This window comes from Sphingopyxis lindanitolerans, from assembly GCF_002993885.1.
In the GTDB taxonomy this organism is placed as follows: Bacteria; Pseudomonadota; Alphaproteobacteria; order Sphingomonadales; family Sphingomonadaceae; genus Sphingopyxis; species Sphingopyxis lindanitolerans.
In genome coordinates, this window is sequence record NZ_CM009578.1 from 3,147,462 (window position 1) to 3,171,138 (window position 23,677).

The window sequence follows — 23,677 nt, forward strand, 5'->3', positions numbered from 1 at the left end:
TCCTTCCCTGTTGGTCATGCCGCCTTCTTCTCGTCTTTCGCTTTCGCCTTCAACCATTTTGCCATCTGGTCGCTGACGTCGCGCCCGTCGCGGATGCCCCAGACGACCAGGCTGGCGCCGCGGACGATGTCGCCCGCCGCAAAGACCCCCGGCAGGCTGGTCATCATCGTCTGGTGATCGACGCGCAGCGTGCCCCAGCGCGTGACGGACAGGTCGGGCGAACCGAACAGATGCGGCAGTTCCTCGGGATCGAAACCGAGCGCCTTGATGACCATGTCGGCGGGCAGGTCGAAACTGCGGCCCGGATCGGGCTCGGGACTGCGGCGGCCGCTCGCGTCGGGCGCGCCGAGGCGCATGGCCTGCGCCGCGACCTGCTTGACCGCCCCATTCTTTCCTACTGTTGCGCCGGCGGTGAAGCGCTCGGGCGCCGACAGCCAGACGAACTCGACGCCTTCTTCCTCGGCATTGGCGACCTCGCGCTGCGACCCCGGCATATTCTCGCGGTCGCGGCGATAGAGGCATTTCACCGACTTTGCGCCCTGGCGGACGGCGGTGCGGACGCAGTCCATCGCGGTATCGCCGCCGCCGACCACGACGACATGCTTGCCCCGGGCATCGAGGCTGCCGTCGTCGAAGGCGGGGACGTCGTCGCCAAAGCTCTTGCGGTTCGAGGCGATCAGATAGTCGAGCGCCGCGATCACGCCTTCGGCGCCGCTCCCCGGCACATTGATCTCGCGCGCCTTGTAGACGCCGGTCGCCACCAGAATCGCGTCATGCTTCGCGCGAAGCTGGTCGAGCGTCGCATCCTGGCCGACCGCGAAGCCGAGGTGGAAGTGGATGCCGCCTTCGACCAGCCGATCGATGCGGCGCATCACGACTTCCTTTTCGAGCTTGAAGCCCGGGATGCCATAGGTGAGCAGGCCGCCGGCGCGGTCGTGCCGGTCATAGACATGCACCTCATGCCCCATGACGCGCAGATATTCGGCGGCGGTCAGCCCGGCGGGCCCCGCGCCGATGACGCCGACCGACTGGCCGGTCGGCTTGCCCGGCTGGAGCGCCTCGACCCAGCCCTCGGCCCAGGCGGTATCGGTGATATATTTCTCGACGCTGCCGATCGTCACCGCGCCATGGCCCGAAAATTCGATCACGCAATTGCCTTCGCACAGGCGATCCTGCGGGCAGATGCGGCCGCAGATCTCGGGCATGGTCGAGGTCGCGTTGCTCAGCTCATAGGCTTCGCGCAGCCGTCCCTCGGCGGTCAGGCGCAACCAGTCGGGGATATGGTTTTGCAGCGGGCAATGCACCGAGCAATAGGGCACGCCGCACTGCGAGCAGCGCGCCGCCTGCGCGTCGGCGTCCGGCGCGGCATAGCGCTCGGCAATCTCGCGAAAGTCGCGCGCGCGCTCGTCGGGCGCGCGCTTGTCCGGATAGGATTGGTCACGCCCCACAAATTGGAGCATGCGGTCGGAAGCCATGCAATATCCCCTTCAGGCGAAGGGCGATGGCACGGCGCGAAATCGCCTGTCACGAGCAAAATGGCTATTAGGTCAGTATTGATGACCTTAATTCGACATCGGAGCGAGTTCAAATGGCGACGCGCAATAATCTTTCGCTTATTAGTATCGTTTCGGACCTATCTCGTCCCAAGCCACGCCAGCGCCGCGACCCCAACGATGATTCGATACCAGGCGAAGGGGCCGAAGCCATAGCGGGTGACGACCGCCAGAAAGGCCTTGATCACCGCCCAGGCGACGACGAACGAGACCAGCGCGCCGACCGTGATCAGCCCGATGTCGTTCCGGGTGATCGCGTCGTGATGCTTGGCGAGTTGCAGCACCGTCGCGCCGGTCAGCGTCGGCAGCGCGAGGAAGAAGCTGAATTCGGCGGCGGTCTTGCGATCGACGCCGAGCGCCATCGCCCCCATGATCGTCGCGCCTGATCGGCTGACCCCCGGGATCATCGCGATGCACTGGACCAGCCCGACGATGACCGACTGGCGGGTCGAAAGCGCCGCGACTCCGCCGCTCTCCTCCGGCTTGGCAAAACGCTCGACGAGCAGGATGCCGATGCCGCCGATGATCAGCGCCCAGGCGACGACGGTCGCATTCTCCAGCAACGCCTCGATCTGGTCGGCGAAGGCAAGGCCGAGCACGACCGCCGGAAGGAAGGCCAGCAGCAAATTGCGCACAAAGGCGATGGCGACCGGATCGCGCCGGAAAAAGCCGGTGGCCATGTCCCAGAACAAATGCCGATAGAGGACGACGATCGCGAGGATCGCGCCCGGCTGGATCGCGATGTTGAACACCGCCCATTTCGAGGCATCATAGCCGAGAAGCTCGGTCGCGAGAATGAGGTGCCCCGTCGATGAGACGGGAAGAAATTCGGTCAGCCCCTCGACGATGCCGAGGATGATCGCGGTCAGCCAGATGCTCATGGGATTTCCATATCAAGGTTGCGACAGGCGAAAGGGCGTCCGACCGTGGTCGGACGCCCCTGTCCATCACCAGCCCTACGCAGGCCAAGGCGATTTTTCCAGCGGCGATTTGAAAGCTGCGGCGGCGCGCGCGGCGCCGGTTCCGATCAGGCGGACGTCACGCGGTTTGGGCGAAGCGCCCGTGGCGGCGATACTGGACCAGCCAGCCGTCGGCGACTGCGTCGAGCGAGGTCGGCGTCACGCCGAGCCGGGCGAGCCCCGCCGCGCCGTCCGTGACGACATTGTCGTGCTGGAGCATCCGCCATTGATCGCTGGTGATCGGTGCCCCCGGCGCCCAGCCGAAAGCGGTCGCGATCACCCCCGACACCGCATCGGGAAGCGGAACGAACAGCCGCTTGCGCCCGGTCGCCTCGGCGACCCATTGCTGAAGCGCCGCCATTGTCAGCACCTCGGGCCCGCCGAGCTCGAAAATCTGGCCTGCGGTGCCCTCGCCGGGCGCGGCCCCCCCGCTGAGCGCGGCAACGACCGCGTCGGCGACATCGCCGACATAGACGGGCTGGAGCTTCGTCTTCGGCGCGATCACCGGAATGACCGGCAGGAAACGGATCAGCGCCGCAAAGCGGTTGATGAAGTGATCCTCGTGGCCGAACAGAATCGACGGGCGCAGGATCGTCGCGGCGGGAAAGGCGGCGCGGACGGCGGCCTCGCCTTCGCCCTTACTGCGGGCATAGGCCGACGCGCCTTCGGGATCGGCGCCGATGGCCGAGACATGGATGAGCGCGCGCACCCCCGCGGCCTTCGCGGCCGCGGCGACGTGCCCGGCGCCATCCGCCTGCACGGCCTGCATGTCGTCAAAGCTGCCGGCGAGGTTGATGACCGCGTCGCTGCCCTGGACGGCACGCTGGACGCTCGCCGCGTCGCGGACGTCGGCGGCGACGAACTGCGTCTGGCCGAGCCCGCCGAGCGGTTTCAGGAACAAGGCCTTGCGCGGCTCGCGCTCGGCAACCCGCACGCGCGCGCCGCGCGTCAGCAGCCGCTGCACGACATAGCGGCCAAGGAAGCCGCTGCCGCCCAGCACGGTGATCAATTGTCCGTCGAGCTTGTGCATGATGTTCGCCTGTATCCGATTCTCTTGAGCCGACGCGCGGGCGCGTCCAGCCGCTCCCCATGCCGCGAAGCCGCGCGCCGGGCAAGAGGGCAGGGGGGCCGCACCGACGCGAAACCGCCGGTCGCCGATAAAATATGCCGCGACATGCCCAGCGCGGTTGACAAGCCAAGCACCCCCCCGCTAAGCGCCCGCTCCTACCCCGTGCCCAGATGGCGGAATTGGTAGACGCACCAGCTTCAGGTGCTGGCGATCGCAAGGTCGTGGAGGTTCGAGTCCTCTTCTGGGCACCAAAACTCCTGCGGGAGTGGCACCAAAATCCTTGAAAAATCCGCAGAAATCTGCCATTTTTCGATGGATTTTGATGCCGCGTGTTTCACGCTGTTTCAGGCCGTGCCCCCACAATCTGGGGCATGGAACGGGGCATATGCCCCGACATGCCCCTTCCGTGCGAAAGGTCATGCCCCCAGATGCCTATGATTGCCACGCAAATCCGGGCGTTTGCGCCCCGTGACACCCCCTACAAAAAGTCCGACGAGCGCGGCCTCTACCTGGAGGTCTTCCCGAACGGCTCCAAGCTCTGGCGATTGAAGTATTACACCGCCGGCAAGGAGAAGCGCCTCGCGCTGGGGGCATGGCCGGAAGTCAGCCTGCAGAAGGCCCGCCGCCTGCGGGATGAGCTGCGGCTGCGCATCGCTGATGGCGAAGACCCGTCGCTTACCCGCAAGCGGGCGAAGGCCACGGCGAAGATCAGCGCAGCCAACACGTTCGAATCGGTCGCCAGCGAATACATCGAACAGAAGATGGTCGGAGAAGGTCGCGCCGAGGGCACGTTGCTTAAGGCGCGCTGGTTTCTCGATCTGCTTAAGCCTGCGATCGGCAGCATGCCGATCTCGGATGTCGATCCGCAGATGATGCTCGCGCCTCTCAAGAAGCTGGAGGCGCGCGGCAATCGGGAGACGGCGAAGAAATGCCGCTCCTTCGCGAGCCGCGTCTTTCGCTACGGTGCTGCGACCGGACGCTGTACCACCGATCCGACTGCCATCCTCAAGGGTGCCCTACTCACGCCCCAGGCACGCCACTACGCGGCGATCCTGGAGCCCGACAAGCTCGGCGCGCTCCTGCGTGCCATCAACGGCTTCGACTGCTACCCGATCACCAAACTGGCGCTGAAGATCGCGCCGCACATCTTCGTTCGTCCTGGTGAGATGCGGCATGGCGACTGGGAGGAAATCGATCTGGACAAGGCTATCTGGACGATCCCGGCCGGCAAAATGAAAGCGCGGCGCACGCACGCCGTGCCCCTGTCGTCGCAGGTCGTCGAGCTGTTCAAAGAACTCAAGGATTTCACCGGCGGCAAAGGCTTCATGTTCCCGGCCTTCCACACCCGACTGAGACCGATGAGCGAAAACACGATCAATGCCGCGTTCCGCCGCATGGGCTTTTCCAAAGACGAAATGACCGCCCACGGCTTTCGCTCGACAGCATCAACGATGCTCAATGAAAGCGGGTTGTGGCATCCCGACGCCATCGAACGCGCCTTGGCTCACGGCGACAGCAACGCCATTCGCGGCACATACAACCGCGGTCACTATTGGGACGAGCGTGTCCGGATGGCGCAATGGTGGAGCGACTATCTTGACACCTTGCGGCGCGACGTTCCGCAGACCGGGCGCTAGACGTGCGGCTGTCGTCTGGGCTGGCCAGCGCCAGTGCGCGCTTGGCCAGCCAGGCATGACCTATCTCCCTTGCGCCCCGTATTCGGCTCGCTCACAAGACAGTCATGGGGGACGAAAGCAGCATCCGGAAGGGCTGGAGTGAGGAGAAGACGGTTCTCGCACTCTACCTCTATTTCCAGCTGCCGTTCGGAAAGCTTCATTCGGGCAACCCGGAAATCCAGCAACTCGCCCATGCGATTGGTCGGTCGAGCAGCTCGGTCGCAATGAAGCTGTGCAACTTTGCGAGCCTCGATCCCAAGATCACGGAGAGCGGTCGCAAGGGGCTCGCTGGCGCTTCGCGGCTGGATCGCGAAACCTACGCCGAATTTGGCCAGGACTGGACCGGCCTCGTGGCCCGTGCCGAAGACCTGTGGACGGCACAGGTCGAGCCAAGTGAGACGGTGTTCGCCTCCACCCGGCTCAAAGACAAGCACAGCGAATTCCGTTTCGCCCCTTATGAGGGCGCTTCGACCATGCCGGCGCTCGTCAATCAGCGCGTCGGCCAGGACTTTTTTCGCCGCGCGGTGCTGGCAAACTACGAAGAGACGTGCTGCATCACCGGGATCGCCGATCCGCGCCTGCTCACCGCAAGCCACATTAAGCCATGGGGCAAGGACACCGATAACCGGCACAATCCCGCCAATGGCTTGCTTCTGTCCGCAACCCTCGACCGCGCCTTCGATCGCGGACTGATCACGGTCGATCGAAATCGCCGCATTCACGTCTCGCGGCAGCTTCGCGAAAGCCGCAGCCGGGACACCCGCGATTATTTCGTGCAGTTCGAACGAGTGACGCTGCGGCCGGCAATCAGGTTCGATCCCGAGCCGGCCTTCCTCGAATGGCACAACGACCATTGGTTTATCGACCGAAACGCCACCTGACGTGTCAGGTGGCGCGCCGCAATGCCACTCGGAGCGACTACTCCGGTTTATTGACGAGAGGGCCCTGCCCTCGGCGTTACCGCCAGGATCGCATAGCGATTCAGCGAACAACGGCACCCTTGCTACGGCGCGAAGCCGCCGGACGCCCTGCGCGCGCGGAAGTGCGCCAGCGGGCGTCGGGCAATGAGAGAGGCAAGAGTGCCAGCGGGTCAGCTTAGGAAGCACCGCACCCTCAGGAGCGCGAAGCGCGGGACAGAGTGCGTCCACCGGAATTCCCGTTCCGCTTCCCTGCTCCCGATCGTCACCCGAATGGGTCGGGACTACAGGCCCGGTCCGCACCAGCGGATAGAGCGGGTTGCCCTTGGGCAGCACTTCAACTGCAAACGCCACATCTCATTTCGGGTCTGACGAAAATGCGAAACACTATGGTGCAATGACCAGGTCGGCGATAACCAGTGCCAATGGTCGGGGGTAATTCAAACTTTGCGTTTCTTCTGAAACTTGAGCCTCAGGCCTATCGCCTTGGGTTGCTCGCCGAGCGCTACTTTGCTGACGACCCGAACACATGCCTGATCAAACTGCGCCAGCTTTCTGAACTCATCGCGCAACTTACAGCTTCACGCTTCGGACTTGAGGTTTTTCCGAATGACAATCTTGCCGATGTACTTCGGCGCCTGAAGTTCGAATGCAGTCTTCCGCGTGAAGTCGGCGACCTGTTTCATTCGCTGCGGATCGCCGGGAACCAGGCAGCCCACGGAAGTGCTGATGATCATGCCGGGGCGCTGAATGGGCTCAAGCTCGCTCGCCAGCTCACCATCTGGTATTCACGGACATTCCATAATCAATCCGACAAATTCGGTCCCTTTGTTCCTCCAGAGCGGCCCACAGACGCCAACGCCGCTCTTGGCCAAGAGTTGGATCGCCTCAAAGCCGAACTCGCCGCCACGCAGACAGAGACGGAGCGGCTGAGAGCCGAGGCCGCCGCAGCCGAAGCCGAGCGGAAGTCGGCGGCTGACGCTGCTGCTTCAGAGCGGCAAGAGCGTGCGATCTGGGAGGCGCTAGCAGAAGAAGCAGACAAAGGACGCTCGGAACTTGCGGAGCAGCTGAAAACTGCGCTGTCGTCCGCCAAGAGCATCAATGCCCCTGCGCCAGAGATTGTGGCCGAACTGGCAAGAGACGCTGCCGAGCAGATAAATTTGGACGAGGCGGGCACCCGTGCGTTGATCGACCAACAGCTGCGTGATGCTGGTTGGGAGGCGGATACTTCAACGTTGCGCTACTCGAATGGCAGTCGCCCGGTCAAAGGACGCTATCGGGCGATTGCCGAGTGGCCAACCATGACCGGCCCAGCGGATTACGCCCTGTTCTGCGGGATTACACTGGTCGGGACGATCGAGGCCAAGCGCCGTAATCGCAACGTTATGGCCGTCCTGCGCCAAGCCGAACGCTATGCCTCGGACATCCACATGCAAGAGGCTGAGTTCGCGGAAGGCGGGCCATGGCTAGAATTCAAGGCACCATTCGCCTTTTCAACCAATGGCCGCCCCTACCTCAAACAGGTCGAAGCGCTATCCGGCATCTGGCGTCGCGACTTGCGCGATCCCAACAACCCCGCCGAAGTCCTGGCGGGTTGGCCATCGCCCAAGGGGCTGTTGGAGCGCTTGGCAGTGAACAAGAAGGCGGCTCAAAAGGAACTGGCGGCTCAGCCATTCGATTTCGGATTTCCCCTGCGCCACTATCAACGGGAAGCGATTCAAGCTGTCGAAACCGCGCTAGGCGAAAATCGCAAAGCAATGCTGGTCGCGATGGCAACCGGCACAGGCAAGACCAAGCTCGCCATCGCCATGCTATACCGGCTGATCTCGGCCAAGCGCTTTCGTCGCGTCTGCTTTGTCGTCGATCGAAGCGCGCTGGGTCGGCAAACCAAGGATGAATTCACCACCACCAAGGTGGTCAACGGCAAGGCATTTGCAGACATTTTTGGCCTGAAGGGCCTGGCTGACGTTGCACCTGACGATGATACGCGCGTCCACATCTGCACGATCCAGGGCCTTGTCCGGCGCGTGCTTTATTCAGAGAGCGGCCAGGACGCCCCGCCAATCGACCAGTATGACCTGATCGTCGTTGATGAATGCCATCGCGGGTATCTGCTGGACCGCGAAATGTCGGATGGCGATCTGAGCTTTCGCGACCAATCCGATTATGTCTCGAAATACCGCCGGGTGCTGGAGCATTTCGACGCGGTCAAGATTGGTCTGACGGCAACGCCGGCACTCCACACCACTGACATCTTTGGCAAACCTGTTTTCACCTACTCCTATCGCGAAGCCGTCATTGATGGCTTCCTGAACGACCATGAGCCCCCGATCAGGATTGCGACCAAGCTATCGGAACGCGGCATTCACTTCGTTCGCGATGAGGCCGTGGACTACGTCCACCCGCCTACCGGTCAAGTGGAGACGATCACGCTTGCCGATGAAGTTGATTTCGACGTTGAGCAGTTCAACAAGGGCGTGGTCACGGTACCATTCAACCGCGCAGTGGCACACGAATTGGCAAAGTATATCGATCCGGCTGATCCGGAAAAAACCCTGATCTTTGCGGTTTCGAAGGCGCATGCGGACATTCTGGTGAAGGAGCTGCGCGACGCATTCCGGGTAGCCTATGGGCCAATGAAGGACGAAACAGTCCAGCGGTTGACCGGCGATGTCGACAAGATCGAAAACCTGATCCTGTCGTTCCGCAACGATCCGCTGCCCAAGGTTGCTGTGACGGTCGATCTTCTGACCACCGGCGTGGACATTCCGAGGATCACCAACATCGTCTTCATGCGGCGTGTGAACAGCCGGATCCTCTACGAGCAAATGCTCGGTCGTGCGACGCGCCTTTGCCCGGAGATCGGCAAGGAATCGTTCCGGATCTTTGACGCTGTCGATCTCTACGCGCACCTCCAAGACCTGACCGATATGAAACCGGTTGCAGCGGACCCTAAGTTCACGCTGACCAAGCTATTTGAGGAATTGCGTGGTCGCGCGGACGCGGAGCACAAAAACCGTGTCCGCGAGCAAATCATTGTCCGCCTGCGCCGTCGCCTCAAGAAGCTGACCCCTGAGATGCGCGCCAAGTTCGAAATCGAGGCAGGTGAGACGCCCGAGGCAAGCCTTGATCGTTTCGTGAACGGCGATCCCATAAACCTTTCCAATTGGGCTTCGGAACGTCCAAACCTCGGCCCCATCCTGGATTGGACCAACGAGGACGGAACGCCGCGCTATGTTCCGATCTCCGAACATCCCGACGAAGTTACCGGGGTCACGCGGGGTTACGGCACCGCTGACAAGCCGGAAGACTTTCTCGACAAGTTCACCCAGTTCGTCCGTGAAAACGTCAACCGGATCGCGGCGCTCCGCATTGTCGTCCAGCGACCTCAGGAACTGACCCGCGAAGAGCTGCGCCAACTTCGGCTTAAGCTTGATGCGGAAGGGTTCTCCGACAGCAAGATCAAGCGCGCCTGGGCCGACGCCAAGAATCAGGACATTGCCGCCTCGATCATTGGCTACATCCGGCAGGCCGCAATCGGCGACCCCCTAGTCCCCTTTGCTCACCGCGTTCGCAATGCTGTCGAAGCAATCCTGCGCAAGCGGTCATGGACCGACGTGCAGCGCAAGTGGATCGAGCGGATCGGCAGGCAACTTGAGCTGGAACTTGTGGTGGATCGGGCGGCTTTCGATGCCGAGCCGTTTGCCTCGCTCGGTGGCTGGCCACGGATCGACCGCGTCTTTAATGGCGAGCTCGAACAGGTCGTTCGCGACATCAACGAGAGCATTTGGAAAGAGGCTGGATAATGAACGGACCCAGGGCGCGTGAGACCGTTCAAAAGCTGTGGAACGCCAGCAAAAGCCTGCAAGGCGGCGGCGTCAGCTACTACGAATACGTGACAGAGTTGACTTATCTCCTGCTGCTGAAGATGCTTGAGGAAGTGTCGCGCGATGGCAAGAAGCTCGAAGAACGCCTGCCAGCCGAATACCGCTGGAGCGCACTCCGAAAGAAGGAAGGCGAGCCTCGCCTTCAGTTTTATCGCACCTTGCTGGTTTCGCTCGGCGACAAATCGAAAGTCAATTTCCCGCTGGTCAATCAGGTTTTTACCGATGCCAAAACCGCGCTGACCAAGGCCACGGCGCTCACTTCGCTCATCACCACCATTGATAATGTTGACTGGTATGCGGCGGAGGAGGATGGCCTCGGTGATCTCTATGAAGGACTGCTGGAACGCACGACGTCGGAGCGGAAATCGAAGGCTGGGCAGTATTTCACTCCGCGCCCGTTGATCGACACCATCATCGAACTTGTCCAACCCAAGGCAGGCGAAATCATCCAGGACCCCGCTGCCGGGACCGGCGGATTCCTGATTTCCGCGCACCGAACCATCTTGCGCGACACGGATGAGCTGACGAAAGTTTCCAAGGAAACGGCGTTTGCGCAGCGCAATGGCAATTATCAGGGCGCGGAGCTGATCACTGGCACGCACCGGCTCAACACGATGAACCTGCTGCTGCACGGAATCGACCAGCCGATTGACTGCATCGATGCCCTGACATCGGACGCGGAGAAGTTCGATCCGGCCGATCTGATCCTCACCAATCCGCCGTTCAACAAGTTTCCCGAAAGCACCACACGCAGCGATTTTGTGATTACGGCAGGATCGCGCAAAGGCCCCCTACCGTTCATGGAACATGTCGTGCGCGGCCTGAAGGTCGGTGGACGCGCAGCCATCGTCATTCCTGACAATATCCTGTTCGAAGACAATATGGGCCGCGATCTGCGCAATTGGCTGATGGACTTGTGCGATCTGCACACCATCCTGCGCCTGCCTACCGGCATTTTCTATGCGCAGGGCGTGAAAACCAACGTCATGTTCCTCACCAAGAAGTCCGAAGAACGTATCGGCGCAACCAAGCAGGTCTGGTTCTATGACCTGCGCGCGCAAATGCCGAACTTCGGCAAAAACCGTGTGCTGACGGCAGACGATTTCGCGCCATTCATCAAGGCATACGGCGCTGCCCCTCTTGGAACGTCCAAGCGCAAGGATGAAGGCGAAGCCGGACGTTTTCGCGTCTTCACCCGCGAAGAGATCGCCAAGCGCAATGACAACCTCGATATCAGCTGGCTGCGTGAGGACGAGGAAGAAGTCGAGATAGGCCTGACCGAACCCGACGACATCGCCGCCGCCATCCTCGGCCACCTGCGCGCGGCGTTAGAAGAAATTGAAGCGGTCGCCGATGAATTGGCCGAGACCGTGGAGGTTGAGGCGTGAGAGACCCTATTTGGGCGTACTGGCAGACCACCGGTCTGACGCCGGAGAAATTTTATGTCGCAAACGAGAAGACCGGCGACGTTGGTGAAATTGATCAGCGAACCGACGCGAGAAAAGCTGCACTTAGCAGGGCACACGAAATCCGGAAATTTGAGATAGAACTCTATTGGAAGCGCGCAGCGCATTTCTGGTTGCTCCAAGCTGCAGTTTTCACCGCAATTGGACTGACTTGGAGGTTCGCCACATCAGAGCTTTCACCGCTTATCCCTGTGGCTCTCGCGGCGCTGGGTTCTGTTACAGCATTTGCTGGCTACCTATCGGCCAAAGGATCAAAGTTCTGGCAGGAGAATTGGGAACATCACATCGACATGCTTGAAGACGAGTTTGAGGGCCGCCTTCACAAAACGGCATATGTCGGTGACGATGGGATCGCATGGTCTGTGTCGGGCGTGAACGACCGATTAGCTTTTTGCTTCTTTCTCTTCTGGTTGGCGATTCTTGCGTCAGCGATCTTTGCCGCCGATGCTTCGTGGTTCGACTGCCTACCGACTTTCATGTTCGCCAACGGCTTTCAAACAATTTTAATCCTTGTGGCAACCATTGCCGCATGTGGCGCACTCTATTCGCGCAAGACCAAATTTAAAGGCGGCAAGGGTGTTTCCTTCACTGACAAAGTTCCAGCCTATGAAGGATCAGACTGGATCGATCCAAGCCAGCTTCCCGAGGTCAAAGACCTCGCCAAACTGAAAAAACCGTTCCTGATCCGCCGGGAGCCAAAGATATGACCCCCGAAACCTTCGGTCGCACCATTCAGCTTTTCCTCGTCGATGGCACGCCTACCGGCCTGCGCAAGGCGACCATTCACGGTTGGACTGGGCTTACCTTCGTCGCCACCGGCACCACCTTCGCGGCGTTGACGGCCCGGCCAGAGCTGGACCGGACGGGCATTTACATCCTCTCCGGCCCGGATGCGGAGGCCGTGGGGGGCACGCGCGCTTATATGGGATCGGCCAACAGCGTGCGCGAGCGGATCAAGCAAAGCGCGGTGCAGCGGGAGTTTTGGGAAACGGCGATTGCCGTCACCACCAGCGATGATGACCTGTCTAAGGGGCATGTCGAATATCTGGAGGCGCGGCTGATCCAGATGGCGACCGAGGCGAACCGCGTCACGCTGGATAACGGCACCAGCCCCGCCGGGCAGCGCCGCCGCCTTCCAGAGGCGGATCAGGCCAACATGGAACAGTTCCTCGCCAATCTGAAAATCATTCTGCCCGTGGTCGGGCTTGATCTTCTCAAGCCGCAGCCGCGCGCGGTGACACAGACGGCCACGCCGGTGGCGCAGCGCACCAGCGGCGAGATGACCTTCGAAATCCGCCACAAGTCCGGTGTTCAGGCGCAGGCGGTGGAGGAAGATGGCGAATTCGTCGTGCTGGAGGGATCGCAGGCGCTGAAGGACACCGGCTATGTCCAGCAGAGCTATGGCGCGTTGAAAGACAACCTGGTCAAGCAAGGCGTGCTTCAGCCCGGTGCAGATGGCCGGTACACCTTCGTCAAGCCTTATAGCTTTTCCAGCCCCTCCGCCGCTGCCGCCGTCGTGTTGGATCGCAACAGCAATGGCCTGTCCGAATGGAAGGTGAAAGGCGAGAAGCGGACCTATAATGATGTGAAGCAGGCGCGCATTGCCGCCGATGGGGTGGGCGCATGAGCGATCTGCCACAGGGATGGGCTCAAACCACGATTGGTGAAGTCGTCGAGCCATTCGTCAGCATCGATCCGACCAAAGAGCCGGACGCAGAATTTCGCTATGTCGACATCGGCTCAATTGACAAGTCCACCCAGACCATTGGCGAACCAAAGTCATTCCTTGGCCGCGATGCGCCGTCGCGGGCGCGGCGCGTTATACATGAAGGCGACGTTCTTTTCTCGACCGTCCGAACCTACCTTAAGAATATCGCAGCAGTGCCAGCGGAACTTGATGGCGTGCTGACATCGACGGGCATTGCCGTCCTGCGCGCGAGTGAAGCAATCGACCGCCGCTACTTGTTCAACTGGGTTTGCTCAGATGAATTCGTCGGCAAAATGTCCGGCGCGCAAGATGGCACGCTCTATCCTGCCGTCACGGATAAGGACGTTTCGGGCGCGGCGGTTCCCCTCCCGCCTCTCCCCGAACAACGGCGGATTGTAGCGAAGGTAGATGGCTTGACCGCGCGCACCGCCCGCGCCCGCAAAGAGCTGGACCGCATCCCCACCCTCATCTCCCGCTACAAACAACGCCTCCTTGCCTTGGCCTTTTCGGGGGAACTGACGGCGGGATGGCGGCGGGAAAATGGCATCAAGGCTGTAGCAAAGACAAAACTTGTTGGCGATCTCATCACTGACGTCGTCGGCGGCAAGAATTTACGTTGCGTCGAGCGCCCCCCTGAGAAAACCGAAAAAGGTGTCGTCAAGGTCAGCGCCGTGACTTGGGGCGAATTCAATCCGCTCGCATCCAAGACGCTTCCCTCAAGCTTTGAGCCGCCGGCCAAGACCAAAATTCGAACTGGCGATTTTCTAATTTCGCGCGCAAATACGCTCGAATTGGTGGCTGCCGTTGTGATCGTCAAAGAGACGCCCGACAACCTTTACCTGAGTGATAAGATTCTGCGTTTGGAACTCCCAGAAGCGGACAAGCCTTGGCTATTGTGGTTCATGCGATCTCCTGCGGGCAGAACGGCAATTGAAGCGCGCGCCACTGGTAATCAGTTTTCAATGCGCAACTTAAGTCAGAACGGGTTGCGTAACATTGAGATGCCATGGCCCAGCTCAAGCGAGAGGGCTGAAATCGTCCGCCGGATTGAATCCGCATTCGGCTGGCTCGACCGCATGGCCGCCGACCACGCCGCCGCTGCCCGCCTCCTACCCAAACTCGACGCTGCGATTCTCGCCAAAGCCTTCCAGGGCGGGTTGGTGCCGCAGGAACCCAATGACGAACCAGCGGCCAAGCTGCTGGAACGGATCAAGGCAGAGCGGGCGGCGGAAGGCAGCAAGCCGAAAAGTGGGCGTGGGCGGAAGCCGAATGGATCGAAGGCACAAGGCATGACAGAAAAAACGCTAGCACCGCGCGACCGGCTTCTTAAGGACAGCGAAGGGTGGCCATTAGTAGGGCTTCCGTTCGAAGCCATCGCCATGCGCAATTCCATGCCACATGATGCTTTGCGTGATGCCCTGTTCGAGCTTTTGTCCGGCCCGTCACCAGCTTTGCAGCAGCGCTTCGATACCGACACAGAAGTGATGGTTATCCAGCGGGTCGCGGCATGAGGCTTCGACGCCTTCAGGTCACCCGCGCATCGACGTGCGGCGGGTTGCTCGACGGGGCCGATATCTGGTTGGGTCGTGCAGAGACAGAGACGAACAATGAACCACTGGAACCGCTTTGCCTTCTTGGCCCGAACGGTTCCGGTAAGTCTCAATTTCTCCAGCTTGTGGCCGAAATTTTCCAGGCGGCCTGGCATGCGCACGCCCCTGAAGAGGAGCGGGATTCAGCGAACGGCGATGCCATCTTTGAGCTGGAATACCTGATCAAGCCAAACAAGGGTGATTCCTATGCCGTAGTAAAATTGTCGCGCGCGCCCAAGGGAAAGTCCGTTGGGCCTATCGAACTCCAGGTTCAAAAGGATGGCCACTGGACTGCTCTCAAGCCCGGAACCCCGGAATTTGGACAGCATTTGCCTTCGCTGATCATCGGTTACACGTCCGGCGACAATGAAACGATGAGTCTGCCGTTCATGGTCAGCCGGGCGGGATATGCCAATTCGGTGGCGACCGCCGCTCTCGCAAAAACTACGGTGACCGCGCCACCGTTAGACAATCGCGCATTACTGATCGACTATGGCACCAACCTTGAGGTGCTGTTTGCTAACATGACCATGGCGAAGCCGGAAGTGCGCAAGGATATCCTTCAGCACGCTCGACTTGAGGACCTTGCATCTTGCCGCTGCATCATCCGGCTTGCCCACTCCGCAGCGCCTGGCGCGCCCGCTTCGGCGAAGAAGTCCAAGGGCCGCAAGGGCATTCAGCTTACGGATGAACTCGAAGCCATCCTGAGAAATTTGAAGCGGTCGGCGACTTGCTGGCATCTTGACGAAAAAACCGAAACCTACACGTTCGACTACTTTGTCGACGCTGCGACCCGGAAGGCGCTTTCCCACTTTTTCGACGACGCCCTCGACCTCTATCGGTCGTTGCACAAGTTTGCCTTGCTCAACGACCTTGTTATCCCAAAGGCGGCACGAGATCGGATGCGCAAGGCGGTCCGTGAACGGCGATTTGCCACCCGATTGCCCGAGCCTCAGCAGGAGGACACGGTCTTCGCATTTGAGGAGGTCCGGTTTCATCCGTCCTCAGGTAAGGCCGACCGGACCCCAGTCGATTATGTCGCCTTGTCTGACGGTGAGCATCAGCAGTCCCTGATCCTCGGATTGTTCTCCATGATCACCGATCAGAACGCCCTGTTTCTTCTCGACGAGCCTGAATCGCATTTCAATCCGCAATGGCGGGTGCAGTTCGTGAAACGCTTACTCAATCTCCATGTGGATCGTGGGGAGCAGGATGTTCTGCTCACGTCGCATGCGCCTTTCGTCCCGGCAGATATTTCACGCGAGCAAGTGCTGATCTTCAAGCGTCAGGGCGATACGATCGAGGTCAGCAATCCGGAGATTGAAACATTCGGAGCGAACTTCGACCGCATTTTGGAGCATTGCTTTGAGATACGGCCCCCGCTTTCGCAGATCGCTCAAGATGAGATCGCCGAACTGATGAAGTCAGATAGCATTGCGCGCTTGACCGAAGCTATGAACAAGCTGGGGTCCTCGGTGGAAAAATCATTCGTTGCTGACCGGCTTCGTCAACTCAAGGCGAAGGCGGGCTGACGCTGTGCTTTTTCATTATGCGCTGGAAGCTACTAACGACAATTGGCTGCACGACACGCTTCTACAAATGTTGGTCGCGGGCATGGACCAAATCGACGCTGGTCACGCTTTGTCAGCATGGCCAGCGTGCATTCCTGCGGCCCGCCGCCTAGTATTGTCTCCAAAGACCGGGCTGCGGGACCGTCGCCGCACCTTCTTTCAGGCGTTCGAAGCCCTGGACCAGCCATCACGAGATTCTGTTCGCAACGCATTGCCGACGCAGAACGCGATTCCTGCAGTTTTCGATGGTGTTTCGCCGTGGGTTCGTTTGGAAGAACTGCCGGCCAGCATTCGAGAACCCACCAAAGAGCTATTCAAGTTCGCTTTTGGCCTTCTCACCACCGTTGGGCTTCGCGACGAACATTACCGTGTGATCTGGCAAAATCTGACGCGGGCCAAAATCTGCCCATTTTGCGGCCTCGAACGATTGAAACATCCGAACCAGCCTCGACCAGACCTTGATCACTACCTTCCTATTTCGCGATACCCATTTGCCGGGGCAAATCTGCGCAATCTGGTTCCAATGGGTGGCGACTGTAATACCGCTTTCAAAGGGCAAATCGATGTCGTGTTCGACGCCGTCACAAACGTTCGTCGGAGGTGCTGCGATCCGTACACCGGACCAATATTTTCAGTTTCATTGGATGGTACGAACTTATTCGAGGCTGATGGAACACTTCGCCTTTTGCCCGCTTGGGATATAATTTTGCATGGCGGCGTTCACGAATTTGCGGCGACATGGGATGCTGTATTTAAGATTAGGCGGCGGTATTCTGATATTCTGAATGAGGAATATCATGGCTGGATTGATCATTTTGGTCGCTGGTGCGCAGATGCCAGGTCCGGGATTGAGCTGACCGATATTACGTCGGTGATTGCCGCAATAATCCAATACAGTGAAACCATCCTACAAGAGGGGATGGCAGACACGAACTTTCTTAGAAGTGCGACTTTCACAATGCTTCGTCGTCAAATTGAAGCCGATCCAGACTCTGATCGCGTAGCCGACTGGCTCAAGTTTTTGGTCGCAGGGTTCGCTCCTGCGGTGGCCGCCTAAGCAGCTTCGTTTATGTCAGTAAGCCACTCAGCCGCCTTCGCCGCTGCGCTCGCGGCGGTGAAGATCGCCCGATTGTCGGCCTTGAGCACCTTGAGCCAGCTGGCAAGGTAGCGCGCGTGATCGGGGCGCGGCTTGGACGAAAGGCCAAGGTCGCCGCACAGGAATGCTGAGCCGAGTTCAGCAACAAGCTCTTCCATCGCGTAGGCGTCGTCGCCGAACCGCTTGCCGAAGGTCCGTGCGAGACGGTGCTCCGCGCCGGACCAATGGGTCAGTTCATGGAGCAGCGTGGCGTACCAATTCTGCCCTGCGTTGCCGGATTCGGTGGCAAAGAAGAGCTGCTTGTCCGGCATGGTAATGGTGTCGGTCGAGGGCATGTAATGGGCACTGTCGCCCTGGATGCGCACGGCTGCGCCGGTTGCGGCAACGAAAGCATCCGCGTTCGGGATCGGATCGAAGTCTGCGGCTTCGGGAAGCTCCGGCATCGCATAGCCATCCACCTGACCAACATTGAACACATGCGACGCCTGGGCGAAGATTCGGGCCGAACCCTCACGTTCCTCGGCCTCGGCGCCATCGACTTTGTCGAAAACCTTGTAGAACACGATCGGCGAAGCCTTCTCGCCCTTGCGGACTTGAGCGCCGAGTGACTGCCACTGCCGATAGGTTGCCCAGAGCCCATGTCCGAAGTCCTGCGCTTCGGCAGAGGCCCAGAGGGCGAGGACGTTGACACCGCGATAGGTCTTCCGGGTCACTGCGTTCATCGGGCGGGACAGCGGGGTATTGCTGCGATGCCAGGGGAGCGAGAATTTCCCTACCCCGACTTCAAGCGAGGCAATGATCTGATTGGTAATCGTGTCGTAGATGCTGGCGGTTTGAGTGCTGGCCACGGCGGAAATCCTTCGTCCTGTCGTTGGGAACGCGGATGAAGGGACGGGCCGGACAGGCCGGGCGGGTCAGCGGGTACGCGAAACAGCCAACACGGGAGGGCGTGAGCCCGAATGGAGCGGGCAGGCTGTTGATCCCGCCAGGCACGGGCCGTCACACAGGGAGCAGTTCATTCCAATGGCGGGACGACGGATGCCGTGGCCGCCATGCCGACTGCATGGCTTTCACCCTATACCAGCCCCTATTGCCTTGGACTTGCCAGCGTCGGGAACTGCCGCTTCCATGGCAGTTTGTTTCTCCCCCGCCCGCTCGGTGATCGCTCGGACAAGCCGGTCCCTGTCGTCGGTGACAATAACCGCCTCGCCTCTGGCCCGTGACAACGCGACGTAGAGCATCTTCTGATCGACCAGATTGGTTGAACGGCTGTCGGCGTGGATCAGGACGCGCTCGGCAGTCTGTCCCTGCGCGGCGTGGGCGGTCTGGACATAGGCATGGCGCAAGTGGGTGTCGCGGGGATCGGAGAGGTCGAGCCGCTGCTCGCGGCCATTAGCCAGTTTCAAAGTTGCCTGACCGGTGGATGGGTCGATGCCGGTCACTGTCCCGCCAAGGCCATTGATCCGTCCCGCTTCGTGGTCGTTGCGGGTAAACTGCACCCGGTCTCCCGTGCGCAAGTCCATGAGTTTGGGTTCAAACACCTCGGCTTTGCCCGCACCCCATTGCCGGGGATGCCAGTCAACCGACCGCCCATCGCGGCCCGCCAGAGCAATACGTCCCCGCCCCGGTTCGACCGCGCTGACGGTGAGGGGTTCACCCCTGCGGACATCCTTGGCGGCATAGTCGCGGTTGAACCGGACGACATCACCGATGGTATAGCTTGCAGCTTGGCGAGCCTCGGCGCGGGTCATGCCCTTGGCCTCCAACGCGGCAAATTGCAGCCGTTCCCACGACAGCTCTCCACGCGAAGCCAGGTTTTCGCGGATCAGGCCGGTGAGCATGTCTCGACCATCGCGCGAAGGCTCGATCACCAGCGTCCACGTTCGCTCGGCGGGGGACAGGGACAGGTAGTGCTGAACCATGGCCTCGAAGCGTTCTTTCGGCGTGGCCCCTTCGATGACTTTACCGCCACCCCTATCCAGCGCAGCCAGGGCCTTGCCGGCATGGCCCTCAATCGAAGCCATGACAGCTTCGCGCGTTTCGATATTGGTTTGCCGAACGACCTCAGCCAGTTTGGTGGTGGTCATGCCTGCTGTCTGCAACTGCGCAAAAGCCGCGCCTGCGCCGACCGAACCGAGCTGCTTCACGTCCCCAACGAGAACGAGCCGGGCTTCCGCCCTGTCGGCGCTGGTCATCAACTTCGCCATATCCTGCGCCGAGAGCATAGAGGCTTCGTCGACAATCCAGACAGCCTCTTTGCGCGCCATGCGTCCTTCGGGTGTGAGCAGGTGCCGGGCAACGGTATCGCCGCGCAGGCCAAGCGCTTCCCCCAGAACGGTTGCAGCCGATGCGGTGGGAGCAAGTGCCGTGACCGCAAGCCCATGCCGCTCGGCTTCGCGGGCATAGGTCGCGAGAACAGTCGTGGTCTTGGCGGTTCCGGCGTAACCCTGGACGGCAACAATCCGATCTCGCGCAGTCAGCAAGTCGGTAGTCGCGCGCCTCTGATCGTCGGTCCAGGCATAGCCCGAACGGGCTGATTGCCGCGCTGCCCGCTCGACCGTGCGCGCAGCCGTCAGCGGGCTGGCGAGCGTATCGGCCATGCCGCGCCCGACAGCTTCAAGCCGCAACATGGTACGTTCGGTTTCGAGGGCTTGCGGGGTAGTGAAACCGGCAAACTCAGCGCCGCGTCGGTCGAGAAAGGTCCGGGGCACCAGCTCTCCACGTTGTTCGGCTCCGGTGATGGCGGAGCTGATCTGTTCATGCCCAACTTTGCCGAATGCAAAGTCCCCCGCCTCGCGGGCCAGTGCGCTGGCTGACATCACGGATTCTCGTTCCGAAAGCTTGGCGGCGGCGAAGGCAACTGCCTGCCGCGCCTGCGGCTCGGGGCTGGCCCTTGTCCCAATGTCCCGCGCTCTTCCAACTGCACCAGAAACAAGCCGGTCCCGTGCGCTGGCATCGAACCCATTGGCATCGGCGGTAGCGCGCCAGTCGGCTCGCAGTTCACGAATATCAACGTGTGACTTGGCCTCGCGCGTATCAAGCGCCGCTATCTGCTTCTCGGCCGCGCTAGCCTCTTGGCGGGTCGTGCCACGCTCAGCAAGCCGAGCGTCGATCGCCGCTGTCCGCTGGCTCAGCGCGTCTATGACCTTGTCCGGCACGCCGGCGATCTCGAACATGGCGTCCTTGCCAGGCTCGATCTGGTATCCCAACGCGGCAATGCCGTGCGCCAGCTCCTGTCGATAGATGGCACCGATGTCCTTCTGAAGCTGGTAGAAAGCGCGCGGCTCCAAGCTGCGCCAGTCCCCGTCCTTGTCCTGGGTTGCGTTGACGACAATGGCATGGGTGTGAAGCTGTGGGTCTTGGGCGCGGCTCGTGACGTGACGGAAAGTGGCAACGACCAGATTGCCGGTGGCCTCACGCTGCACCTCGCCGCTAATTCGTATGCGCGTTGCAGCTAAATGGCTTTCGACATGGGCAAGCGCGACCGTAGCCGCCGCGCCGTGTGCTGCGATCAGCCGCTTGTCGCCAGCAACCTCGGCCATGATCGAAACCGACTTGGGTGCGGAGAAGGTTATATCCCAACCTGGCCGATGCTCGACCTTGCCCTCGCGGATGGTGCCGAGCTGCTTGCCGTCAACGCGTCCTTCCAAAAGCGTGGCGAACTTCTCGCGATCGACTTCGCCCTGAAGACCAAGCGCCTTGGCGGCCTCGCCGAACCACTCGGATGGGGCCAGGCCGCCCTCGGCATAATAGTCATCGGTCTCGTAGTAGCTCGCGGCCTGCCCGGCACTGGACAGCGCCGAGACCGAAGCGACCATCAGACCGGCCCCGGCTTGGCATCGGGCGCGGCATTGCGAGCGATCTCACTCACCCGGCTCCAAAGCGTGCCCGCTGGATCGCCTGCGACGAAGCCGGGCTGACGGGCCTGCCCGCGTCCGGTGATATGATCGGCGGTGAGCCCGATGCGCGCGACCGGCAAGCCATCGGGCAGCAGCAAATAGCCTTGATGCGGCGCAAGCCTCAGTTCGCTTTCAAGCACTGCGGCGCGAAAGGCGCGCTGGGTGGCAATCGTGGTGCGCGGCACCTCATTCCCGATCGAGAGCGTATCGGTGGCGACGCGCATTTCGATCTCGCAATCGCCGATAGTCTGGCTGGCCCACTGGCGGGTTTCGCGATCGACGGTTTGCAAGAACAGCTTGGTGTTGCAGCAGGCCAACATGGCTTCGGCGATGTTCGCGCCGTAGCGGTTGCGCATCTGTCCCAGCGCCTGGAAAGTCAGCACGATCGCAGCACCGAACTTGCGGCCCTCAGGTAGAAGTCTCGCCAGGTTCTCGACGCGCGGGAGGTCGGCCAGTTCGTCGAGCACGAACCATATGCGCCGCTGCGGCGATGGCGATAGGCCGAGCACAGCGCTCGCCGCGCATTCAAGCCAGCAGGCCATGAGCGGCTTGGCGGCTTCGAAATAGTCCTCCTTGCGCGGGACGAATATCCATGGCTTCGCGCCCTCGCGCGCATCCAGCCCGGCGATGAAATCGCGGAAGGCGAAACGCTCCGCACCCCCGTCGTCGATACGCAGGAACTGAATCAGGTTCGCGGCCTTGGCGAGCATGAACAGCACCGAGCCGGTGGCGCGGTCGGCGTCGTCGGCGAAGGTTCGCGCCGACGAGGTGTGCCCCAGCCAGTGCTTCAGCTGTTCCTTGCTCTTGACCTGCAAGGCTTCGAGCAGGGCCTCCAGATTGCAGTTGCCCTCAGCCCATAGCGAACGAAGCATGTTGGCGACGAGAATGCGGCTCGTCTCCAGCCAGACATCGTCGTCTTGGCTGCCGGTTTCGGACACGAGCTGCCGCGCGATCCGGTCGGCATCGGCCGGATGCGAAATCTCATCAAAGGGCGACCAGAAGGCGCAGCGGGCGTCGAACGGATTGAGGATCACGTCACCGCGCTCGGGGTCGTAGTAGTGGGCGATGAACTCCCCGCTTGTGTCATAGACCAACGCCGGCTCGCCGCGCGCCTCAATGCGATCGAGCATCTGGCGGAGCGCAGTGGTCTTGCCGCTGCCCGTAGTGCCGAGAAAGGCAAAGTGCCGAGTCTCGATCTGGCGTGGGATGGGCACTGGACCGATGGCTATCGCACAGGGATCATCTTGTCCGGCGTCCTCGGCTAACTCCTCCTGCGGTACCAGTCGGGTGCCGCCGAGGATGCGATCGGAGAGCGTGTCCTCGCCCTGCGACGACATGGTCCGCTGGATCAGCCACACGGTGAGAAACCCCAGCGCCAGACCGATCACGGCGCCGATCAGCAACGCGGTGGCAGCCGCGTTGAACTGGTCCGCGAATAGTGGATCGCTTGCCACGATCCGCGCGGGAATGGTCGCCCGACGACCTCCGAAAGCGATGTTCATCTGAATGTCGCGCCCGGCCATTTCGGCGAACACTTGCAGCACCTTTCCGCCCAGACACTGACCGGCGACGGTCCATGTCCAAGTCGGCAAGGTGAACTGTGACCAGATGATCGCCCCGGCTCCCGTGCAGGCCAGGATCAGCTTGGAGAAGAAGCCGAAGCGTTGCTGGAAATGCGCCATCCGCATGCGCCAGAGCGAGTGCGAGCGGGACGCAAAATCATGTCCCTGGGTCATGGTTCGATCTCCATGGCGAGCGAGCGCTGACGCTCGAAGGCGGCCTTCGCATCGGCCGCAATGACCTCGTCCGGCTTCTTCGTGCCGAGCGCGGAATGGCGGGCGTAGGCATAGGCGGCGCAGGCGGTGAACAATGCGCGGTCAAGCACGCGCTCGACCTCAATCAGACGTTCCGAAATCGCACCGACCTCGATGGCAATTTCGCGGGTGTCGGCTTCTTTGTCGGTGCCATGCAACACCGCCAGGAACCCTGCCTCGATAATCCGCTGAAGCATGGCGTACTCGGTGAGCCCGCGTTTCTCAGCTATGCCGATGAGAGTCCGGGCCTGCGAGGGATTGAGGCGGATGGTCCGCTTGCTAGCGGTCAGCATGGCGGCCTCCCGAGCGCGCGCCGAGCGCGCTCCGCAAACGGCGGAAATCCACCAACCTGCCGCAAAGGCACTGCCGAGCGCGCTATCCGCCCGCTTGAAAATCGGCGGAATTCCTCGCTGCACCCGTGCGTGGGGTGTGTATTTGAAATCCTGCCTCGATGCGTAGCATCGCAGGCCGAA

Annotated in this window: 16 protein-coding genes and 1 tRNA gene; 10 read left to right on the top strand and 7 right to left on the bottom strand. The window is 61.2% G+C overall.

Annotation, left to right across the window (positions count from 1 at the left end; translation table 11 throughout):
* Positions 1-14: 14 nt before the first annotated feature.
* The 3 genes from CVO77_RS15025 to CVO77_RS15035 form a co-directional block, all read right to left on the bottom strand.
* Positions 15-1,475, bottom strand: coding sequence for an NAD(P)-dependent oxidoreductase (locus tag CVO77_RS15025; RefSeq protein ID WP_105999736.1), 1,461 nt, complete (start codon positions 1,473-1,475; stop codon positions 15-17).
* Between the two features lie 158 nt (positions 1,476-1,633).
* A complete protein-coding gene (locus CVO77_RS15030) occupies positions 1,634-2,434 on the bottom strand; it encodes an undecaprenyl-diphosphate phosphatase (protein WP_105999737.1) in 801 nt (266 codons plus the stop codon).
* 157 nt (positions 2,435-2,591) lie between these two features.
* Positions 2,592-3,542 (bottom strand): complex I NDUFA9 subunit family protein, encoded by a 951-nt coding sequence (locus CVO77_RS15035; RefSeq protein ID WP_105999738.1) that lies wholly within the window; start codon positions 3,540-3,542, stop codon positions 2,592-2,594.
* A gap of 203 nt (positions 3,543-3,745) precedes the next feature.
* Here CVO77_RS15035 and CVO77_RS15040 point away from each other — a divergent pair.
* The 10 genes from CVO77_RS15040 (at position 3,746) to CVO77_RS21060 (ending at position 17,452) form a co-directional block, all read left to right on the top strand.
* Positions 3,746-3,832 (top strand) — tRNA-Leu (locus CVO77_RS15040).
* A gap of 177 nt (positions 3,833-4,009) precedes the next feature.
* Complete coding sequence (locus CVO77_RS15045) at positions 4,010-5,218, top strand: tyrosine-type recombinase/integrase (RefSeq protein WP_105999739.1); 1,209 nt, start codon at positions 4,010-4,012, stop codon at positions 5,216-5,218.
* 104 nt (positions 5,219-5,322) lie between these two features.
* A complete protein-coding gene (locus tag CVO77_RS15050; protein ID WP_105999740.1) occupies positions 5,323-6,138 on the top strand; it encodes an HNH endonuclease in 816 nt (271 codons plus the stop codon).
* A 461-nt stretch (positions 6,139-6,599) separates the two neighbouring features.
* On the top strand, positions 6,600-9,980 hold the full coding sequence (gene hsdR, locus CVO77_RS15055) for a type I restriction-modification system endonuclease (protein ID WP_105999741.1): 3,381 nt from the start codon (positions 6,600-6,602) through the stop codon (positions 9,978-9,980).
* Positions 9,980-11,449: an HsdM family class I SAM-dependent methyltransferase gene (locus CVO77_RS15060; RefSeq protein WP_105999742.1), complete on the top strand. Its 1,470-nt coding sequence runs from the start codon at positions 9,980-9,982 to the stop codon at positions 11,447-11,449. The genes hsdR and CVO77_RS15060 overlap by 1 nt, the downstream gene beginning before the upstream one ends.
* Complete coding sequence (locus tag CVO77_RS21055) at positions 11,446-12,234, top strand: RipA family octameric membrane protein (RefSeq protein WP_146130881.1); 789 nt, start codon at positions 11,446-11,448, stop codon at positions 12,232-12,234. Before CVO77_RS15060 ends, CVO77_RS21055 begins: the two co-directional genes overlap by 4 nt.
* Positions 12,231-13,154 carry a GIY-YIG nuclease family protein gene (locus CVO77_RS15070; RefSeq protein ID WP_105999744.1) on the top strand — a complete coding sequence of 308 codons (924 nt, stop codon included), beginning with the start codon at positions 12,231-12,233 and terminating at the stop codon, positions 13,152-13,154. Before CVO77_RS21055 ends, CVO77_RS15070 begins: the two co-directional genes overlap by 4 nt.
* Positions 13,151-14,746 carry a restriction endonuclease subunit S gene (locus CVO77_RS15075; RefSeq protein ID WP_146130882.1) on the top strand — a complete coding sequence of 532 codons (1,596 nt, stop codon included), beginning with the start codon at positions 13,151-13,153 and terminating at the stop codon, positions 14,744-14,746. Before CVO77_RS15070 ends, CVO77_RS15075 begins: the two co-directional genes overlap by 4 nt.
* Positions 14,743-16,356, top strand: a complete 1,614-nt coding sequence (locus CVO77_RS15080) for a restriction system-associated AAA family ATPase (protein ID WP_105999745.1) — start codon at positions 14,743-14,745, stop codon at positions 16,354-16,356. The genes CVO77_RS15075 and CVO77_RS15080 overlap by 4 nt, the downstream gene beginning before the upstream one ends.
* Entirely contained in the window at positions 16,316-17,452 is a 1,137-nt protein-coding gene (locus CVO77_RS21060; protein WP_146130883.1) for a hypothetical protein, read from the top strand. Before CVO77_RS15080 ends, CVO77_RS21060 begins: the two co-directional genes overlap by 41 nt.
* On the opposite strand, the gene CVO77_RS15090 is transcribed toward CVO77_RS21060, so the two are convergent.
* From CVO77_RS15090 to CVO77_RS15105, 4 genes are all read right to left on the bottom strand, one after another.
* Positions 17,449-18,339 carry an ArdC family protein gene (locus CVO77_RS15090; RefSeq protein ID WP_192878833.1) on the bottom strand — a complete coding sequence of 297 codons (891 nt, stop codon included), beginning with the start codon at positions 18,337-18,339 and terminating at the stop codon, positions 17,449-17,451. The genes CVO77_RS21060 and CVO77_RS15090 overlap by 4 nt on opposite strands.
* Positions 18,340-18,561: 222 nt before the next feature.
* Positions 18,562-21,309 (bottom strand): MobF family relaxase, encoded by a 2,748-nt coding sequence (gene mobF, locus CVO77_RS15095; protein ID WP_105999748.1) that lies wholly within the window; start codon positions 21,307-21,309, stop codon positions 18,562-18,564.
* Positions 21,309-23,126, bottom strand: a complete 1,818-nt coding sequence (locus tag CVO77_RS15100; protein ID WP_105999749.1) for a type IV secretion system DNA-binding domain-containing protein — start codon at positions 23,124-23,126, stop codon at positions 21,309-21,311. The genes mobF and CVO77_RS15100 overlap by 1 nt, the downstream gene beginning before the upstream one ends.
* Complete coding sequence (locus CVO77_RS15105) at positions 23,123-23,497, bottom strand: hypothetical protein (RefSeq protein WP_105999750.1); 375 nt, start codon at positions 23,495-23,497, stop codon at positions 23,123-23,125. The genes CVO77_RS15100 and CVO77_RS15105 overlap by 4 nt, the downstream gene beginning before the upstream one ends.
* Positions 23,498-23,677 lie beyond the last annotated feature (180 nt).

Excerpts from the sequence above, each read along its gene's own strand:
- CVO77_RS15075 (WP_146130882.1), top strand. The coding sequence starts at position 13,151 with ATGAGCGATCTGCCACAGGGATGGGCTCAAACCACGATTGGTGAAGTC.
- CVO77_RS15070 (WP_105999744.1), top strand. The coding sequence starts at position 12,231 with ATGACCCCCGAAACCTTCGGTCGCACCATTCAGCTTTTCCTCGTCGAT.
- mobF (WP_105999748.1), bottom strand. The coding sequence starts at position 21,309 with ATGGTCGCTTCGGTCTCGGCGCTGTCCAGTGCCGGGCAGGCCGCGAGC.
- hsdR (WP_105999741.1), top strand. The coding sequence starts at position 6,600 with ATGGTCGGGGGTAATTCAAACTTTGCGTTTCTTCTGAAACTTGAGCCT.
- CVO77_RS15060 (WP_105999742.1), top strand. The coding sequence starts at position 9,980 with ATGAACGGACCCAGGGCGCGTGAGACCGTTCAAAAGCTGTGGAACGCC.
- CVO77_RS15105 (WP_105999750.1), bottom strand. The coding sequence starts at position 23,497 with ATGCTGACCGCTAGCAAGCGGACCATCCGCCTCAATCCCTCGCAGGCC.
- CVO77_RS15100 (WP_105999749.1), bottom strand. The coding sequence starts at position 23,126 with ATGACCCAGGGACATGATTTTGCGTCCCGCTCGCACTCGCTCTGGCGC.
- CVO77_RS15045 (WP_105999739.1), top strand. The coding sequence starts at position 4,010 with ATGCCTATGATTGCCACGCAAATCCGGGCGTTTGCGCCCCGTGACACC.
- CVO77_RS15035 (WP_105999738.1), bottom strand. The coding sequence starts at position 3,542 with ATGCACAAGCTCGACGGACAATTGATCACCGTGCTGGGCGGCAGCGGC.
- CVO77_RS15025 (WP_105999736.1), bottom strand. The coding sequence starts at position 1,475 with ATGGCTTCCGACCGCATGCTCCAATTTGTGGGGCGTGACCAATCCTAT.
- CVO77_RS15050 (WP_105999740.1), top strand. The coding sequence starts at position 5,323 with ATGGGGGACGAAAGCAGCATCCGGAAGGGCTGGAGTGAGGAGAAGACG.
- CVO77_RS15080 (WP_105999745.1), top strand. The coding sequence starts at position 14,743 with ATGAGGCTTCGACGCCTTCAGGTCACCCGCGCATCGACGTGCGGCGGG.
- CVO77_RS15030 (WP_105999737.1), bottom strand. The coding sequence starts at position 2,434 with ATGAGCATCTGGCTGACCGCGATCATCCTCGGCATCGTCGAGGGGCTG.